The following is a 16795-nucleotide window of genomic DNA, read 5'->3' as shown; positions in this document are numbered from 1 at the left end:
AGATTTCAAGGCATCCCCCTGACGTGGGCGTTACATAGGACAGGGGGATAAAATTTCTGTTTATCGGTCAGGGCATCACCGGGACACAGTCTTTGCGGGAGGTTCCACTTCATTGGCAGGAACCCTATGTGCAGAGGCTTTACGAGCTTCAGTGCAATCAAAAGCCCTGTACCGTTCAGCCTCCCGTTGGTTCTATGGATAAATCTAAAAATTAAGGCGATGCAATCCACAACCTGACACTTATGGTTGGTTCTGAAGAAGCCGTTTCTATATTCCTCGCCATCCCTCTTTCTGGGATTTACATTAAGATAAAGTTTTACAAAGCTCAATGGATTCATGAAAGGATTAATCCAATATTTTTACGAAATAAAAATAGACAAGGCAATTCTTTGGTGCTATCTCATTTGGTATATTGCGATAGTTTATTTTTACTTCGATCCTTCAATTAAAATATGGCTGAACTCAATTGGTATTAGTGCTGTAATTGGCACAGGTCTTTTATTAAGCGTTTCTTCTGGAAATTCAGGTGAAAGCGATCGTTGGCAAACGTTTCGGCTATATCTCATGCCCTTCTGTGTCTCAAGCTTCTCTGCCTTGATTAAAGGACAAGGGTTTGTTGTATTTATATCGCCAAAGCTTCAAGAAAATTTGCTGTCCGCCCTATGTTGCATCCTATTCCTTTCATTCATTCTAGGGATCAAGCTAATTAAAGCAAAGCTTTCTAATCATTAATGTTCTCATTAATTACGCTCAAAAACCCAGAGCCAAAAAACGATCTTCTCGATTATGATTTTTTTGAAAATTGACGAACTTCCAGACCATATCCAGACAGCTATGGCGATCGCCTACGAGAATTTGGCGGCTGGTCAGTCCCTTTTTCATCAAGGTGACTGCACGAGAGCCATTTTTGTAGCGATATCTGGCAAGATCGGCCTAATGCACTATACCGAAGCGGGTCGAGCCATCAAGCATTATGAAGTGAGGACGGGTGAGAGTTTTGCTGAAGCAGCATTGTTCAATGAGGTTTATGACTGCACTGCGATCGCAGATGTCCCTTCTCGTATTGCTATTTTTCCGAAGCAAGCCTTTCTCTCAACATTGCGCCAGCATCCAGAGTTATCAGAAGGACTCATCGCTCAGCTTGCCCGAAGATTCCATCAAGCAAAGGTCTTGCTAGCACTGCGGAGTATTCGCTCTGCCCGCGATCGCGTGCTGCATTATCTTGAAATTGAAGCCCACCTGAAGGGAAACACCGTCAATTTGAATCAATCGCTGAAGGATATCGCTGAAGAGATCGGGCTGAGTCAGGAGGCACTGTCTCGCGTTTTGAGTCAGCTTCAAAAAGAGGGTGTCATTAGCCGCAAAAAACGGCAAATCGTCTTACTTCAAGCATCAGCTCAACCTTAATCTAAAAATCACACACTGTTAAGAATTATCTCAAACTTGATTTCAAGCAAATCAGTCTCTGAGCCAAAAGCATAGATTGAGCTGCGGATATTTGCAGCGCATGTCAAGTTGAAGAACGGAGCAAATCATGACGACGAGTCAACCAGACTATTTCAGCAAGTACGAGAACCTAAATTTTTATCGAGATGATAATGGAATTCTAGAAGTGAGAATGCACACAAATGATGGCTCGCTTATTTTCACAGGAAAGACGCATCGAGAGTTTCCCGATGCATTTTACGACATTAGCCGAGACCGAGATAACCGCGTTGTAATTCTAACGGGAACGGGCGATGCTTGGATGGCTGAAATCGATTTCCCTAGTCTGGGAGATGTAACCAATCCCCGCGAGTGGGATAAGACCTTTTGGGAAGGCAAGAAGGTGCTGCAAAATCTATTGGATATCGAGGTACCAGTCATCTCTGCTGTCAATGGCGCAGCCTTACTCCATAGCGAATACATTCTGACGACGGACATTATTCTGGCCTCGGAAAATGCCTCGTTTCAAGACATGCCTCATTTAAATGCAGGGATCGTACCGGGCGATGGCGTACATGTACTGTGGCAGTTGGCTCTTGGGCTTTCTCGCGGACGCTATTTCTTGCTGACTCAAGAAACGCTTACGGCTCAGCAAGCCTATGACCTGAATGTTGTCAATGAAGTGCTGCCGCAAAGTAAGCTAATGGAGCGGGCTTGGGAACTTGCACGACAACTTGCCAAACAGCCCACACTGACGCTGCGATATACCCGTGTTGCTTTGACGCAACGACTTAAGCGGCTGGTTAATGAAGGGATTGGCTATGGTCTGGCTTTAGAGGGCATTACTGCAACCGATCTTCGCAATGCCTAAGCAGGCTATTTGTTGACAGATGGGTAAGACTCCTCTAAACGCAGCTTAAATTCCTTTCTCATAAAAAACTTAGGTTCTTCTAATTTCAGTTAAATCATTAATCTTTAAACTGATTCTTAGGAGTGCCTGTAAACTCCTCACACCACACATGGGGCGAAAGCCCCTTTTCTTTGGCTCCCCTGCTTCTAAACATTATGATTAGATTAACCACCCTAAATGACGTCACTGCGTTAATCGCGTTAGCAGAAGCGAGTGGCCTGTTCGAGCCAAGCCAAACAGAGTATCTTGCTCAAATGATCGATCGGCACTTCAGCGAAAAGGATAAAACTCAAGACCTCTGGTTTACCGATTACGATACGGAACCAGTGGGTATGGCATACGTTGCCCCAGAACGAATGACTGAGGGGACATGGAACTTGTATCTGATTGCGGTGATCCTTCTCGCCAGAGACAAGGGCGCGGAACGTCTCTGCTGCGGTATGTCGAACAGATGCTGACCGAGCGGGGAGAACGGGTATTACTGGTGGAAACCTCTGGAACGGAGGACTTTGAATACGTTCGGGAATTCTACCGCAAGAGTGGTTATGAGGAGGAAGCACGCATTCGAGAATTTTACACGGCTGGAGTTGACAAGATTATTTTCCGTAAGATGCTGAGCTAAAAACACATAACAAGTGGATGTTTTTACACATCCACTTGCTAGCTTATTTCTGATTTTAATTATTACTGGTTCGAACAATCGTATCTAGCTCCGATCTGACGCTATCCAGATAATCTTTGTCTTGAAGCGTATCTGGGGAAAGGCGATTCATTTTAATCGCGGCCTGCGTGAGCTTTTCTGGGGTGATCTTTCCATCTCTGGCACCTTGAATAAAGCCTAATGCCGATGGGATCTTTTCGCTAGCGAAAAAGCCTTGGAAGCCAAGAAAAACAAGGTTGAAGGGGGTTACGGTCATTTTAACTTTAGCCGCCATCGCAGGAAAAGATGCATCCATGGTATCTATATAGGCTGCTCCATGAGGCCCTCGTGTTTTGGTGTTTGGGCCAGCAAGGGCGATACTGGGAAGGCTTAAACTTAGAATCGCGACGCTAGCTAAGAAAGTTCGGGCTATGGCTTTGTGTTGCATGGTGGATATACCAATCTCAGTGATTTCACTCTAGGAGTACTAGATGAGTAAGCGCTGAATAAATCCTTTGAATTAGTATAAATATTGCTGAGGCAGAGACAAGCATCCAAAAAGAGCAGTGAGTCAAATTTTGAGATTGGGGGGATGAATATCCCCTCTGAGGATGAATTGACCGAAATCTGCATAAGTGTGGCTAGAGTTCAAGTACCACTCTTACAGTTTTGGGTTTAGAAATACACATCAGTACAGAACCCTCGGCGATCGCATCTTTCAATCAAGCCCTTCCCTTGGGTAATGCGATCGCCCTTGCCATGGGAGCAGGCGATCGCATTGTTTTGGTAGAACTCTGGCGGGCGATCGCGTTGGAGCACAGCCAGAATACTTGCCTATTGGGGCATAAAATTAGTACTTAGATCGTTCGAGGTGTGTTTTTTTGGGCACCACCCTTGTGGCTACCAAATAGTTTGCACGGGATACTCAATAATCATCCTATCCACTGTCAAAATCGGAATATTTTCGACTTGAGCCTGTGCGATGAGGATGCGATCGAACGGATCTTTATGATGGTCGGGCAGGGTATTGATTTGGAAAACATGGGGTAGGTCGATCGCCAAACTCTCGAAGCGGTTGACACTCAGGCAGGATTGGATGAATTGGGTCGGTGGCTCTGGAAGTAGCAATTTCCCGGTATTGAATTTAATGATAATTTCCCAACTACTGGCAACGCTGAGATAGAGAGTGTTATCAGAATCAGCAATAATGTCGCGAACCGTTTGAGAAAGTTGGGGATTGTTGGTAACCCACCAGAGGATGGCATGGGTATCGAGTATGGCTCTCATGGATTAGTGAAGATCGGCAGGATTGAGAAACCCTTCCAGGACATCATCGGGCAAGGGATCGTTGAAATTGTCTGGAACAATGAATTTGCCTTCATATTGACCAGGACTTCGGGGGTGATGCTGGGTTGGCCGATGACCTTCAATCGATCGTAGACCATCTATCACAAGACGGGCGATCGGGCGATCGTCTTGAATGATTTGCACTTCTTCGCCGGGTTGGAGGCCTGAAATGATTTCGGGAAGGCGCTGTTGAGCTTCGCTGAGGGTGATTTGGGTCATGGGTTGAGTTTGTCGAGAAATTACCACCTCAATCATAGCGATTTTGCGAGGCGATGTAGGATGTTGTTCTCGCAGCAACGAGGAGGAATGCATTGCACCCAACCGATGAGGATCCGGTGATTCTGGAGGTGCGAACGATCGGGTTTGTGACTTTTAAACATGGTTGTGGGCAATGTCAACCCTACTCGCTTCAGAATCACAAAATGAATTTGGAATTGTTGGCTTATCTGCGTCCAGTGAGCTTAATCGTTATGCGCAAGCTATAATAATAAGCTTCAATCGCGCAATAAAACTATGTTGAGATTTGTTGAAAGACTTTTTCAGCGCGATCGCCTTCCCACCCCCATCAAGACAGCGATCGCCTCTCATTTAAAAAACGGTAGCTAATGCAATCCCGTACTCAATCTGAAGATAGATCGTTCTAGTTTCGTGGGGGCATCTCGAAACTCAATACAATTCCTGAATTCAGCGATCGCCAGCTCTAAATTCAGCGATCGCCTTCTCCAGCTAAAATAAAAGGAAAAAGGCGCAGCGAGGCCAAATGTATGACCGCTAGACAACTCCAGATCAGGCGGCAGCTAATGCGTGACGGTCAACGTTTTTCATTTACTGAGCGCATCGATAGCCTTGGACGCTGGTTTAGGAGAAACAGCAAAGCACTATCTTGAAGACAGCTTTTGGGCAAAAGCCATCCTAACCTACATCGACAAACTCAGCGAAACCCCCGATCGAGGAGCCTAACCCATGCAAATCATGCTCGACCTTCCCGATGCCCTCCAAATTAGTGAAGCAGACCTCCGCACCGAACTGGCAATTTCATTGTTTCAGCAAGAACGCATTACCCTCGGTACCGCCAGTCAACTCGCGGGCTTGCATCAAATTGAATTTCAGCAATTAATTGCCAGTCGTGGCATCTGCGTTCACTACGATGTTGAAGACTTAGAGCAAGACCTTAAAAGCCTGCGAGAGGAAGGCTGGTAATGATCGTTGTGAGTAACACTTCACCGATTAGCAATCCGATCGTCATCGGTGAGATTTCTCTATTGCAGCAAATTTACCCAAAAGTCTTCATTCCTCCCGCCGTGCATTCAGAACTCACTCGCTTATCAACTCTCCAACCGACGATGTTTTCTTTGCTTGAGGCTGGTTGGCTGAAAATCCAGGCACCGACCAATCTCAAACTTCTGAATACACTAAACCAGACGCTCGATCCAGGCGAAGCTGAAGCGATCGCGCTTGCAGTTGAGCTAAGTGCAGATAGGCTTCTGATTGATGAACGCCTTGGCAGAAGTATTGCAGCAAGTTATGGACTGAAACTCAGAGGTCTTCTGGGTATTCTCATTAATGCTAAACAACAGGGGCTTATCCCAGTTCTCAAGCCAATTCTCGATCGGTTGATCGACCAAGCTGGCTTTCGAGTCAGTCAAGCGCTCTATGACCAGACGCTTCAAGAGGTGGGAGAGTGAAGCTCAGGCAATCTATCAGTACCAGAGCCGAACAAGTCGTTGCAGAGGCGGAATAGAGATTGTTGGTGGAGATACCAAGGTTACTCAACCCGCTAAACTTGGTCGTTATGGGTAAGCTACAATAATAGGCTTCGATCGCGCAATAAATACTATGTTGAGATTTGTTGAAAGACTTTTCCAGCACGATCGCCTTCCGACCCCCATCAGGACAGCAATCGCCTCTCATTTGAAAAGCAGCAGCTAAAGCTCAAGCACCACGCGGGAGGTTTTAGGCTTGGAAATACAAATTAGCACAGAACCCTCTGCGATCGCAGCCGTTGGTTCTTCCTGGTACTCAACTTCCCCTTCAAGAATTCTGCACATGCAGGTTCCGCAAATCCCTGCCCGACAACTGTAGTCAGGGTTAAGGTCATTGGCCTCTGCAAACTCAAGAATACTGTCATGCTCCGATTCCCAAGGCAGAGTCCGATCCGACTTCGCAAAGACAATCTCAGCGCGCTCATCCAATGCGGGTGCAGGAGAGACACTCACAGCCGGAGCGGTGCGTGCCTTCATAAACGATTCAAAATAGACCCGAACGTCAGGCACCCCCCACTCTTGAAGTCCTTTCCTAATGGCATTCATAAAGGGCGGCGAACCGCACAGAAAAAACTCCGCGTCCTGACTCGCTAGGGATTGAATCAGCGCCGTATCGACATAACCCGTACTGTGAAATTGACCTTCATCTTCTGGGCGAGGACGGCTGTAGGCAAAATGCACCTGTAAGTTGGGATTCTGCTCGGCAAGATGCAGCACTTCATCTCGGAAGGCATGGTAGCGGCCATCTCGCGCACCGTGCAAGAACCAGATGGGACGGTTAGGATTCAGACGGCTACAGGCTTTTGCCATCGCGATCGTGGGTGTAATTCCGACCCCATTACTCACTAATACTGCGGGGCTAGATTTGCGGACATCCAGCACAAATTTACCGCTGGGTGGCTTGGCCGAAATGACGGAGCCTTCCTGAACCCGATCGTGCATGAAGTTAGAGGAAAGTCCCGGTGGCACATCTAAATCTCTGGGCGCAGGTTCGCGCTTAATCGACAGGCGATAGGTGTCGCAGGGTTCGGGATAATCGGACAAGGAATAGGTTCGCAGGACAGGCTTTGCTTGTCCGGGAATCTCTAGCTTAATGGTCAAGAATTGGCCGGGTTGGAAGCCGGGGATTTCGTTGCCGTCTTCAGGTTTCAGGTAAAACGAGGTAATCTCCTCGCTCTCTTTCACCTTGCGCACGACGACAAAATTGCGCCAATCTTTCCAGTCCTGTGTAGCAGCATTCGGTATCGAGAGAGTGCTAGCGCTTTGGGGCGATCGCTGCTCTACCTTTCCTTTATACGCCAACCCCAGCGCTGCGCCACCACCCGTTGCCAGCAGAGCGGCGTAGACTCCCCACTGGTAAGCGGCTTTATCCTTGGGGTTAGTTACACCAATGGCGATCGCACTGGCAAAGGTAACAATCGATCCAACCGTCGCAGCCGCCGTCAAGCCTCTAACTAATGGATTTTGAATGCGTCCTAAACTCTCTAGCACAGTCGTCTCCTTAATTTTTGAGAGGAAATAATTTCTATCGCGGTCATTCTATTGCGGTAGGCGATCGCTCAGCGACATCGGTTCATAGCCTATTCCCTGTCGCCGATAACCGCAGCGAAAGATACAGCGTTTATTGTTTTCATGATGCAGCTTTGCGCAACGCACAGCATTTCGGCCTTTCCACCGCACATATACTTCCGAGGCCAGTAACATTCCGACCAAAGGAGCGATGAAGTACACCCATAGCGCTGTAAAGTTGCGAGCTAAGATGGCTGATGCCGTAGTTCGGGCCGGATTCATGCTCATGCCTGAAAGCGGTGCTTCTAAGGTGATATAAGTTGCAATTAAGGCCCCGGCAAACAGCCCGGTATAGCGCCCTCGGCTGGGGTTGTTCGATACAAACAAAACCATCAGCATCATCCCAAAGGAAATCGCCAGTTCAGCCAGGAATGCAACCCCGACACCACCCGCTCCGGGCGCGGTCACAATGTAATTCACGGACGGATCTGCGATCGCCCCTCTCAAGATCCCCCCTGCTAGCAAAAGCCCGATGAGTCCGCCAAAAAACTGAAACCAGATGTAATAAAATGCATCCCAAGGTTTCACTTTGCCCAACCGAAAGAATGTGAGCGTGAACGCTGGGTTGAGATGGGCACCGGATTGCTTGCCCCACGGGGAATAGACAATGGCGATCGCTGTCAGCCCCATCGCCACCCCAATTAGGAATCGTCGGAGGAGCGGAAGGGCGATCGCCTGGTGGATAGGCGAACCTGGATGTTCCAGTAGCGTGGTGAACACCGCTGCCGAAATCATGAACAGCCCCAACCCCGCTGCCTCCATGAGATATTCGGGATAGTGACGACGCAGCGTATTCATGACAACTCGGAAACCTCCAACTGGCCTGTTTGTCGGGTCACTTCCCAATGAGTCCGTTCTCCTTCGCGCCAGAAGCGTAAGTCAACCTTCGCTTGGCCAATTTCCAGATTGGTTAACGCGAGATCGGGTAACCAATCCGGTAAAACAGGATGGAGTCGCAAGCTTGCGTTGGGCGCATCTGCCTCAAGGCCCAGCATCGTGCGAATGAAAAAGAAGATAGACCCAGCGGCCCACGCCTGAGGAATATTCGCATCTGGGTAGGGAACCGGGAAACTTTCCGATTTGCGTTCAATTCCGGCAAATAGTTCTGGCATTCGTCCTGACTCGAAGTAACTCGCCGCCGCAAAGGTTGCTTCGGCAATGCGATTGGCTTCTTCGTGAAATCCGTAGCACTTCAATCCGGCTGCAATAAACGAGTTGTCGTGGGGCCAAACGCTACCGAGCTGATAGCTAATCGGGTTATAGGCCGGATTCAGCGAGGAGAGCGTTCGGACTCCCCAACCGCACCACAGATCGGGCTGGAATAGACGTTCTACCATGCGCCCTGCCTGTTCTGGCGGTACGATGCCCGCCCAGAGCAGATGCCCCGGATTGGAGGTAATAGAGCGAATTTGCTGCTTGTCTTTGTCTAGTCCCAGACAGTAGAATCCTTCTTCCTCCATCCAGAAGCGATCGTTGAACCGTTGATACAGTTCGTCGGCTTTCTGCCGTAGTGTCTGAGCACGCTCTGGTTTCCCCCAAAGTTCGTAGATCCCTGCGGCACGCTTCCAGGCATCATAGACATAGCCCTGTACTTCGCACAAGGCGATCGGCGGTTCAACTTGACTCCCATCGGGATAAACGATTGAGTCGCCAGAATCTTTCCAGCCCTGGTTGCGTAACCCGTCTTTAGAACGAGTCACATATTCCACAAAGCCATCGCCGTCGAAGTCGCCGTATCGATCGATCCAGGTCAACGCTCGATCCAGAGCCACCTCGCAATCTTCGAGTATGGAAGTATCTGCATTCCAGTGGTAGGCTTCCGCCAGGGTGATAATCCAGAGAATGGTGGCTTCGATCGTGCCATAGTAGGGCGTATGGGGCACTTCATGGAGTTGCGCCAGTTCACCCCGCCGAATTTCGTGCAGAATTTTACCGGGCTGGGCATCGCGCCAGTCATCTACCTCTGTGGCCTGAAGTTGGGCTAAGCGCACCAGTGTTCCTCTGGCAAACTCAGGATTCACGGCCATGGTTTGCAATCCGGCAATAATCGAGTCACGGCCAAACACGGCGACAAACCAGGGGAGTCCGGCGGCGGGCATCCAGTAAGATTTCTCATTATCTTCAAAGGCAATTCGCAATGCTCCCATGTCAATCAGCGCTTGTCGATAGGTACTGGCGACTTCTTCATTGGAAGATTGGAGCTGCGTCGAAATATCCAGGAAGTTAGCCAGCACCTTGCCTGCTTCGGTGACATCGATATCGGCGCTGGTGTGACGGGGTTCTAAGACATCCCCATCGGCGAGGGCAATGTGGTTGATGCATCCACCCCAGGTTTGGCCCGGTTCAAGCGCCACATCGAAGATCAAGCGACCGTTGGCGTAATAGGGCGGCGAATCGGAATGCTCCATCGCCGTGATCAACCCTCTACGGAAGGGGCCATTTTGATAATCGGTCATCAGTTTGCCCTCGCCCCAAACGGTTTGCATTTGACCCCGCGCCAGAAGCTGCTTCCCTTTGACCTGGAAAATATCGGCAAAGTCGGAACGCATGGACAGCATGAGTTGCAACTCAACCCGCTGCATGTGGTGATTGGTAATGTGGATATCTTCATGGAGACCACCCACGACATCGCGTCGCAAGGTGACAATCAGACGACCTTCAGGGAAGTTTCCGCCTACAGTTCGCAGTTCTGGATTGGTGAATTGATACAACGCAACCCGATGAGTCAGAATACTAGAAGCTAGAAGTTTTAAGGGGGTTCGATTAAGGGAAATTTCATAATATGAAATTAACCGAGTATCGCGGACAAAGAACCCTTGAGGAAGCCGATCGTTAATGGAACCATCGCGAGCGGTCACGAGGAAAGAAGACCCATCGCTGATAGCGATTTGTTCGGTGTTCACCGCAACTTTGGCTGGCATAATTCACCTCTTCTAGACGTCCCTGTAGTCTAATGGGCTGCGCTGAACGTTGAATGATGCTGGGCTAAACGGTTACTGTGACTCGTCTGAATGGTTGCTGAGAGTTTGATCGGGATTGTTGCGATCGCCATTGATTTCATCATCAACCCTGCTAGTGCCTATTTAATCCGCTCTATCAGACGATCGCCCACCCGTAAAGCATTAGCAATAATTGTCAAGGTAGGATTCACAGCCGCACTGGATCGAAAAAAACTCCCATCCACCACATACAGATTGTCCACATCATGGGTGCGGCAGTTAATATCCAAAACCGAGGTTTGGGGATCTTCCCCGAAGCGACAGGTACCGCACTGGTGGGCTACGCCCTGGAGCGGAATTTTTTTGCGGAAATAGAACGAACAAGGGAGGATGCGATCGCCGCAGTCGATGGACTTCAGCACCTCTGTCCAGCGCTGGAGCAGCCGATCGAACGCTTCAGCGTTATTGTCAGAATAGTGAAGCTGAATTGTGTCGTCCTGCACTAAGACACGATTATTTGCATCCGGCAAATCTTCAGAGGTTAACCACCAATCTACCGAGCGATTCGCCATGGCAGTAAAGACCTCCTGGTTTTGAAACGAAACCCCGGCCACTGCGGGCGAATCTACGGCAATCATGTCGGCGCTCACTTTGCCCAGCAATTGCACGTGCCCCATCGGGTAATCGAAGCCTTCCTCTCCCCAGTAAAAGTCATTCACCGCCATCGTCTTCTGGAAGACAGTTGGATTCAGTTTTTTCGTTAAGCCCACAATGGCCCCGTTTTGGTGCTTCATAAAATTCCGCCCCACCTGGTCGGAACGGTTGGCTAAGCCGTTGGGGTGCTGGTCGTTTGCCGAGCGGAGCAGCAACGCAGCAGAATTAATCGCACCACAAGCGACCACGACAATATCGGCAGAGAATTGGTGAATCTGTCCTGCGATTTCAGTCTCCACCGATGTGACCTCGCGCCCGGATGGACTCGCGTGCAACCGCAAAACTTTCGCTTCCGTCAGCAACGTCAGATTTTCATAGCGATCGTCGGCAGGGCGCACGCAGTTGAGATCCGCATCTGCTTTCGCATCCACTAAGCAGGGAAACCCATCGCAGGTGTTGCAGCGAATGCAGGCGCTTAAGCGGCGATTGACCTCATTAAACTTAATCGCTAGCGGAATATAGAAAGGATGGAATCCTTTCGCTTGCAGCGCATCGTGAACTTCTTGAATGCGCGACTCGTGTTTGAGCGGCGGAAATGGATAGTCCTCTTGGGCGATCGGCTCTGTGGGATCTAAACCATGCTGACCGTGGACATCGTAGAGCTTTTCGGCCTGGGTGTAGTAAGGCTCGAAATCGCGATATTTCAGCGGCCATTCTGGAGAAATCCCGCCTTTGTGCTGCACCTGCTCAAAGTCCCGTTCCCGCCAGCGAAAGAGAGCACCACCGTAGACCTTGGTATTGCCGCCGACAAAATATCCAGTACCGGGATGCAGCTCTTGACCCGTCTTATCGCGCCAAACCTCGGTCGTATGGTAGCGGTCTTGCTGGAAGACAGAAACGGCATCCCAGTTCTCTTTCTCTCTGGGTAGAAAAGAACCTCGTTCTAGAACTAAGATTTTCTTACCTGTGGGAGCTAGACGATAAGCCAAGGTGCCGCCGCCTGCGCCAGTTCCAATGATAATGATGTCGTAATGGGTATTCATAGATCGCGCTACTGCTCCTGATAATTCCAAAGCAATCCGCCATCCACAAAGAGCGTGCTGCCTGTGATGTAGCCTGCATCTTCTGAAGCCAGAAACGCCACGAGCGACGCAACATCTTGAGGTTGACCCAGCCGCCCCAAAGGAATATTTTGGAGGAGTGCGCCCAACTTTTGCGGATCGTTGAGTAACTTGGTATTGATTGGCGTTTCAATTGCGCCTGGAGCTACGTTGTTAATCGTAATACCCAGCGAACCCAGCTCAACAGCTAGATTGCGCGTCAACATCTTCATTCCGCCTTTGCTTGCACAGTAGGCCGTGAAATTGGGAAAAGGCAGTTCCTCATGCACCGAGCTAATGTTGATGATTTTCCCAGGACGCTTCGTTTCAATCAGATGCCGAACAAACGCTTGGGTAGCGAAGAACACACCCTTCAAGTTGACATTCATCACAGCATCGTAATCCTCTTCTGTCGCTTCCCAGAAGGGTGCATGTTTTTCAATTCCGGCATTGTTCACTAAAATATCCAGCTTGCCAAAATGCCGGATACTGTCCGCAATCAGTTGGCGCACCTCCTCCACGCTGCCCAAATCTGCCTGGATTGTGTACCCCGTCGAATGAGGACACATTGCTGTATAGCAACTGCCGCCAATTTCCTGAACCTTTGCCAGGGTTTCCTCTGCCCCTTCTGGATGAGATCGATAGTTGATCGCAACATCTGCCCCTGCTTGAGCCAGACGCAAAACAATTCCCTGACCGATGCCTTGACTGCCACCTGTAACGAGTGCAACTTTACCTTCAAGTGTCATGAGCGTTCTCCTTTGATTGACCGCTCAATTTGGCAGCGCCAAACGTCGCGTTGAACTCATCTAAGAATTATATTGATTGTCATGTGAAATGAGGATTGAAAGATGATGGGGTGCTAAAGATCCAAGTCCAGAAAGCTGATTTTTTGCCCCAAAAACCCTTATGAATTTCTCAGCAAAATTTAAGAACGTGCGGGTACGATCGCTTTGCAACTCAACTTGATTCATGCCTTTTGGGCGAGTTAAAGATAGATCGAGCGATCGGTTGTTAAGTCGTTCGCAAAAATTTACTGCTATTCGGTATTCTAAAATACTAAAATAGAAAAGAACCTAAGAACCGTTCGATAGTGGGGGGATGCGAAGTTTAGTCCTTCTCAGGTTGTTGCGGACGAAGACGTATCCGGTGCCGCCCGTCTGCTCGTAAGGGTCGAGCGCCAAGATTTTAGAACTGTTTGATGCTGAAACAGCAAATTGCTGTTTCGGTTCTGCGCGCCCGAGCTTTTGCCCCGGCGTCAGTTCGAGCTTTTGTATAAAAAAGTTGAGGTTTGTAGAAATGTCCATACAACAGCGTGCCATTTCGATCGCTTCTGGACTTGGTTTTGGGGTGGTTTTGTTGGGAGGAGGAGTCTTGTTTGCTGCTTTACCCAACGCGCCCGCAGCGGCTGAGATGAGTAATTACAGCGTTACAAAGGTAGAAGCACCGCGTTTGCTCAAGGTTTCTGCCCTGCACTTGGAACCAGCAGGGATGGGCACCTTCTATTTCACCATCGCCGTGCCCGCTAGCTACGGCAAGTCCATAGAAGCCATTCGCATCAGTCAAATTCCAGGGGGCGATCGCATCATCGACCTTGAGGCGAACGAAAGTAAAGTCGTCATCGGTCCGCGGGTGACTCGCAATAGCGAAGCCATACCGCTCTCTGCCATTGGCGGACCCGAAGATGAGACGGGAGCGCTCACCCTCGCCTTTGCCCAGCCCGTCGTACCGGGGACAACCTTTACCGTTGCGGTGGAAGCCGAGCGGAATCCCACAAGTGGCGGCATTTACCAATTTGGGGTGACGGTCTATCCAGTGGGAGAAAGCACGACTGGCCACTATATAGGCACTGGCCGCGTTACGTTCAATTCAGATTAGTGCTCGCCTGGGTTAACTTTGCCACGATATTCGCGGCAGGGGCAGTCCAGCCCACAATTCCGCCCTGAGCGCGAACCATCTCCAGAGTCGCCTGCTTGAATTCGGGGAAATAGCTTTCTGTGGCGTCTTCCACCATCAAGCACTCAAACCCGCGATCGTTGGCTTCGCGCATGGTGGTTTGGACACAGACTTCTGTGGTGACGCCCGTAATCAGCAAGTGGGTGATGCCTTTTTCGCGGAGCATCGCCTCTAAGTTCGTGCGACAAAAGGCACCCTTGCCCGGTTTCTCAATCACGGTTTCGCCGGGCAGGGGGGCCAGTTCTGGAATGATGGCATTGCCGGGTTCGCCGACAACGAGGATGCGTCCCATGGGACCGCGATCGCCAATTTTCAATCCTTCGCCGCCGCGATGCAGCTTGGAGGGCGGGCAGTCAGAGAGATCGGGGCGATGGCACTCGATGGTATGGAAAACGGGCAGTCCGTTGGCGCGAAAGGCCTCTAAAAGCTGCTTGAGAGTGGGCACGATCGCCTGAAGCAACCCGACATTATTGCCGAGAGCGTCGCCAAAGCCTCCCGGTTCCATGAAATCGCGCTGCATGTCGATGATGATGAGGGCCAAGCAACCGGGAGCGGGCAGTTCGTAGTCGTAGGGCTGGGCGGGAATTAAGACCATAGCTCGGCAGGTTTCTCCCAAATAACAAGGACGATGCAACCCGAAGCGCTGGCGACGCTGTGGCTGCTTTGGGGTGGGTTGATCGCGAGGGTTCCGGCTTCGTAGGTGCCGTTGCAATCGCTCTGGGAGCCGGACAAGACAAAAATATGCTCGAATCCGGGATGGCTGTGATGGGGGACGCTGGCGCCCGGTTGGTAGCGCAACAGCGCGGCAGAAGCGCCTCCATCGCCGTCACTATACAGGCGATAGATCTCGACTCCATCGCGGAAGGGTTGCCAAGGGAGCTGCTCCGGGCGATCGCCCAGTTCGAGCAAATTCCTGAGGACCAGGGATTTTTCCATCAGTGACCCGCCATGCTGCGACCAATGGTGGCAAAATCCGCATCGGCGATCGCGCTTTCGTAGGAGAATTTCCCTTCGCTGATTACCAAAATCCGATCCGAGAGCTTGAGCAGCTCGTCGAGATCTTCGCTGACCAACAGCACGGCCACGCCTCGGTTGCGGGCCTCCACAATCTGACCGTGGATGTACTCCACCGCTGCAAAATCGAGGCCAAAACAGGGATTGGCCGCAATTAAAAGCTGAATGAGATCGGAAGACAGCTCCCGCGCCAGCACCGTGCGCTGGACGTTGCCCCCGGATAAATTACCCACGGGGGTTTCCGGCGAAGGCGTCTTGATTTTGAACGTGGCAATCAATCCCGACGCCATCTCCCGAATGGCCTTCAGGATCAGAAAAATACCGCCCTTGGCTTGGGGAGGACGGTCGAACGTGCGGAGCGCCAGGTTTTCGGCAACGCTCATGTGGGCCACGCAAGCGTTGCGAAGGGGCTCTTCCGGCAGCGTAAAGACTTTATGGCGATACATTTCGGCGCGGGTGGCGCTGTAGGGTTCTCCATTCACCAGAACCTGCCCGCCCGTCGCAGGGCGCTGTCCGGCCAAAACTTCCACCAGCTCCCGCTGGCCGTTGCCCGAAATGCCTGCAATGCCAATAATGGAGCCGCTGGGCACCTGAAGGTTGATACCCGCCAGCGCCTCCACGCCATTGTCTTTCTCAGCGCGGAGGTCTTTGACCTCTAGAACCACCTTGGGTTCGGGATGCACCACCTTCTCCACCTGCTTGGGTTCGCGGCGCTCGCCCATCATCATCTCGGACATATCGGCAATGGACAGGTTCTTAACCGCACCGCATCCGGCAAAGGCCCCCTTGCGCAGCACCGTAATCTCGTCGCAAAAGGCGGTTACTTCCCGGAACTTATGGCTGATGATCAAGACGCTGAGGTGTTTGGCAGTCACGGCTTCTCGCAGCAACCCCAGGACCTCATCGGCCTCCTGGGGCGTGAGGACGGAGGTGGGTTCGTCCAGAATCAAAATCCGCACCTTCAGGTAAATCTGTTTGAGGATTTCCAGCTTTTGCTTTTGCCCCGCTGCCAGTTGGGCGACGGGCATATCCAAGGGCACCTTAAAAGGAGCCTGAGCCATAAAGGCATTGAGGTTTTCGTACTCTTGCTTCCAGTTAATTAGATTGGTATTTTCAAATCGAGACAGCACCAGATTCTCGGCTACGGTCATGGCGGGGACGGACGTGAAGTGCTGGTACACCATCCCAATACCGTAGGTGTGGGCATCGCGGGGGCTGGCAATCGTGCGGGAATGTCGGTCGATCAGCACATCTCCACGATCGGGAGTATAAAACCCCATGATGCATTTCACGAGGGTGCTTTTGCCCGCTCCGTTTTCTCCCAATAGAGCGTGGAAGGTGCCGGGCTTGAGGTGCATGGAAACGTTATCTAGAGCGGTCAGGCTTCCAAACCGTTTGGTCATATTAATGACTTCAAGGTCTGGCGGTTGCGTAATTTCCATTTGGGTATTGATGGTAGCGGTCGTCATGGGTTACAT

At 50.7% G+C, this 16795-nt stretch carries 23 protein-coding genes; 10 read left to right on the top strand and 13 right to left on the bottom strand.

Annotated elements, in window-relative coordinates; translation table 11 throughout:
- Positions 1 to 336: 336 nt before the first annotated feature.
- The 5 genes from R6H26_RS02725 (at position 337) to R6H26_RS02705 (ending at position 2957) form a co-directional block, all read left to right on the top strand.
- Positions 337 to 732 carry a hypothetical protein gene (locus tag R6H26_RS02725; RefSeq protein WP_404788109.1) on the top strand — a complete coding sequence of 132 codons (396 nt, stop codon included), beginning with the start codon at positions 337 to 339 and terminating at the stop codon, positions 730 to 732.
- 54 nt (positions 733 to 786) lie between these two features.
- The gene (locus R6H26_RS02720) at positions 787 to 1407 is read left to right on the top strand and encodes a Crp/Fnr family transcriptional regulator (protein ID WP_404788107.1); all 621 of its coding nucleotides are present in this window, start codon (positions 787 to 789) and stop codon (positions 1405 to 1407) included.
- 127 nt (positions 1408 to 1534) lie between these two features.
- The gene (locus tag R6H26_RS02715; protein WP_404788105.1) at positions 1535 to 2296 is read left to right on the top strand and encodes an enoyl-CoA hydratase/isomerase family protein; all 762 of its coding nucleotides are present in this window, start codon (positions 1535 to 1537) and stop codon (positions 2294 to 2296) included.
- A gap of 194 nt (positions 2297 to 2490) precedes the next feature.
- Positions 2491 to 2793, top strand: a complete 303-nt coding sequence (locus tag R6H26_RS02710) for a hypothetical protein (protein WP_404788103.1) — start codon at positions 2491 to 2493, stop codon at positions 2791 to 2793.
- Positions 2787 to 2957 carry a hypothetical protein gene (locus R6H26_RS02705; protein WP_404788101.1) on the top strand — a complete coding sequence of 57 codons (171 nt, stop codon included), beginning with the start codon at positions 2787 to 2789 and terminating at the stop codon, positions 2955 to 2957. Before R6H26_RS02710 ends, R6H26_RS02705 begins: the two co-directional genes overlap by 7 nt.
- Before the next feature lie 55 nt (positions 2958 to 3012).
- On the opposite strand, the gene R6H26_RS02700 is transcribed toward R6H26_RS02705, so the two are convergent.
- Entirely contained in the window at positions 3013 to 3423 is a 411-nt protein-coding gene (locus R6H26_RS02700; protein ID WP_404788100.1) for a hypothetical protein, read from the bottom strand.
- 221 nt (positions 3424 to 3644) lie between these two features.
- Here R6H26_RS02700 and R6H26_RS02695 point away from each other — a divergent pair, with 221 nt between their 5' ends.
- A complete protein-coding gene (locus R6H26_RS02695; protein ID WP_404788098.1) occupies positions 3645 to 3836 on the top strand; it encodes a hypothetical protein in 192 nt (63 codons plus the stop codon).
- A gap of 39 nt (positions 3837 to 3875) precedes the next feature.
- On the opposite strand, the gene R6H26_RS02690 is transcribed toward R6H26_RS02695, so the two are convergent.
- A complete protein-coding gene (locus R6H26_RS02690) occupies positions 3876 to 4262 on the bottom strand; it encodes a type II toxin-antitoxin system VapC family toxin (protein WP_404788096.1) in 387 nt (128 codons plus the stop codon).
- A 3-nt stretch (positions 4263 to 4265) separates the two neighbouring features.
- Complete coding sequence (locus tag R6H26_RS02685) at positions 4266 to 4577, bottom strand: type II toxin-antitoxin system Phd/YefM family antitoxin (RefSeq protein WP_404788094.1); 312 nt, start codon at positions 4575 to 4577, stop codon at positions 4266 to 4268.
- A 549-nt stretch (positions 4578 to 5126) separates the two neighbouring features.
- On the opposite strand from R6H26_RS02685, the gene R6H26_RS02680 reads away from it, so the two are divergent.
- The 3 genes from R6H26_RS02680 to R6H26_RS02670 are packed head-to-tail and all read left to right on the top strand — an operon-like array spanning position 5127 to position 6007.
- Positions 5127 to 5282, top strand: coding sequence for a hypothetical protein (locus R6H26_RS02680; RefSeq protein WP_404788092.1), 156 nt, complete (start codon positions 5127 to 5129; stop codon positions 5280 to 5282).
- A gap of 3 nt (positions 5283 to 5285) precedes the next feature.
- The gene (locus R6H26_RS02675) at positions 5286 to 5522 is read left to right on the top strand and encodes a UPF0175 family protein (RefSeq protein WP_404788090.1); all 237 of its coding nucleotides are present in this window, start codon (positions 5286 to 5288) and stop codon (positions 5520 to 5522) included.
- Complete coding sequence (locus R6H26_RS02670) at positions 5522 to 6007, top strand: DUF3368 domain-containing protein (protein WP_404788088.1); 486 nt, start codon at positions 5522 to 5524, stop codon at positions 6005 to 6007. The genes R6H26_RS02675 and R6H26_RS02670 overlap by 1 nt, the downstream gene beginning before the upstream one ends.
- Before the next feature lie 240 nt (positions 6008 to 6247).
- Here the strand turns inward: R6H26_RS02670 and R6H26_RS02665 are convergent, their stop codons facing one another.
- From R6H26_RS02665 to R6H26_RS02635, 7 genes are all read right to left on the bottom strand, one after another.
- Positions 6248 to 7576 carry a 2Fe-2S iron-sulfur cluster-binding protein gene (locus R6H26_RS02665; RefSeq protein WP_404788086.1) on the bottom strand — a complete coding sequence of 443 codons (1329 nt, stop codon included), beginning with the start codon at positions 7574 to 7576 and terminating at the stop codon, positions 6248 to 6250.
- 48 nt (positions 7577 to 7624) lie between these two features.
- On the bottom strand, positions 7625 to 8452 hold the full coding sequence (locus R6H26_RS02660) for an MIP/aquaporin family protein (protein WP_404788085.1): 828 nt from the start codon (positions 8450 to 8452) through the stop codon (positions 7625 to 7627).
- Positions 8449 to 10575 carry a glycogen debranching N-terminal domain-containing protein gene (locus R6H26_RS02655; protein ID WP_404788083.1) on the bottom strand — a complete coding sequence of 709 codons (2127 nt, stop codon included), beginning with the start codon at positions 10573 to 10575 and terminating at the stop codon, positions 8449 to 8451. Before R6H26_RS02655 ends, R6H26_RS02660 begins: the two co-directional genes overlap by 4 nt.
- Positions 10576 to 10733: 158 nt before the next feature.
- On the bottom strand, positions 10734 to 12290 hold the full coding sequence (locus R6H26_RS02650; protein WP_404788081.1) for a GMC oxidoreductase: 1557 nt from the start codon (positions 12288 to 12290) through the stop codon (positions 10734 to 10736).
- 8 nt (positions 12291 to 12298) lie between these two features.
- Entirely contained in the window at positions 12299 to 13096 is a 798-nt protein-coding gene (locus tag R6H26_RS02645) for an SDR family NAD(P)-dependent oxidoreductase (protein WP_404788079.1), read from the bottom strand.
- A gap of 60 nt (positions 13097 to 13156) precedes the next feature.
- Positions 13157 to 13321 carry a hypothetical protein gene (locus R6H26_RS02640; protein WP_404788078.1) on the bottom strand — a complete coding sequence of 55 codons (165 nt, stop codon included), beginning with the start codon at positions 13319 to 13321 and terminating at the stop codon, positions 13157 to 13159.
- Positions 13322 to 13423: 102 nt separating this feature from the next.
- Positions 13424 to 13654: a hypothetical protein gene (locus R6H26_RS02635; RefSeq protein ID WP_404788077.1), complete on the bottom strand. Its 231-nt coding sequence runs from the start codon at positions 13652 to 13654 to the stop codon at positions 13424 to 13426.
- Here R6H26_RS02635 and R6H26_RS02630 point away from each other — a divergent pair.
- A complete protein-coding gene (locus R6H26_RS02630) occupies positions 13647 to 14225 on the top strand; it encodes a DUF2808 domain-containing protein (protein ID WP_404788075.1) in 579 nt (192 codons plus the stop codon). The two genes, R6H26_RS02635 and R6H26_RS02630, sit on opposite strands and share 8 nt — an antisense overlap.
- Here R6H26_RS02630 and R6H26_RS02625 read toward each other — a convergent pair.
- Genes R6H26_RS02625 through R6H26_RS02615 form a run of 3 tightly spaced genes read right to left on the bottom strand, consistent with a single transcriptional unit; the run spans position 14212 to position 16786 of the window.
- Positions 14212 to 14898: a cysteine hydrolase family protein gene (locus tag R6H26_RS02625; RefSeq protein ID WP_404788074.1), complete on the bottom strand. Its 687-nt coding sequence runs from the start codon at positions 14896 to 14898 to the stop codon at positions 14212 to 14214. The genes R6H26_RS02630 and R6H26_RS02625 overlap by 14 nt on opposite strands.
- Positions 14889 to 15239, bottom strand: coding sequence for a cupin domain-containing protein (locus R6H26_RS02620; RefSeq protein ID WP_404788072.1), 351 nt, complete (start codon positions 15237 to 15239; stop codon positions 14889 to 14891). Before R6H26_RS02620 ends, R6H26_RS02625 begins: the two co-directional genes overlap by 10 nt.
- Positions 15239 to 16786, bottom strand: a complete 1548-nt coding sequence (locus R6H26_RS02615; RefSeq protein WP_404788070.1) for an ABC transporter ATP-binding protein — start codon at positions 16784 to 16786, stop codon at positions 15239 to 15241. Before R6H26_RS02615 ends, R6H26_RS02620 begins: the two co-directional genes overlap by 1 nt.
- Between the last annotated feature and the right edge of the window lie 9 nt (positions 16787 to 16795).

This window comes from Altericista sp. CCNU0014, assembly GCF_044923475.1.
Lineage (GTDB): Bacteria > Cyanobacteriota > Cyanobacteriia > Thermosynechococcales > Thermosynechococcaceae > JAAURS01.
This window is presented reverse-complemented; position numbering and strand designations above follow the sequence as displayed.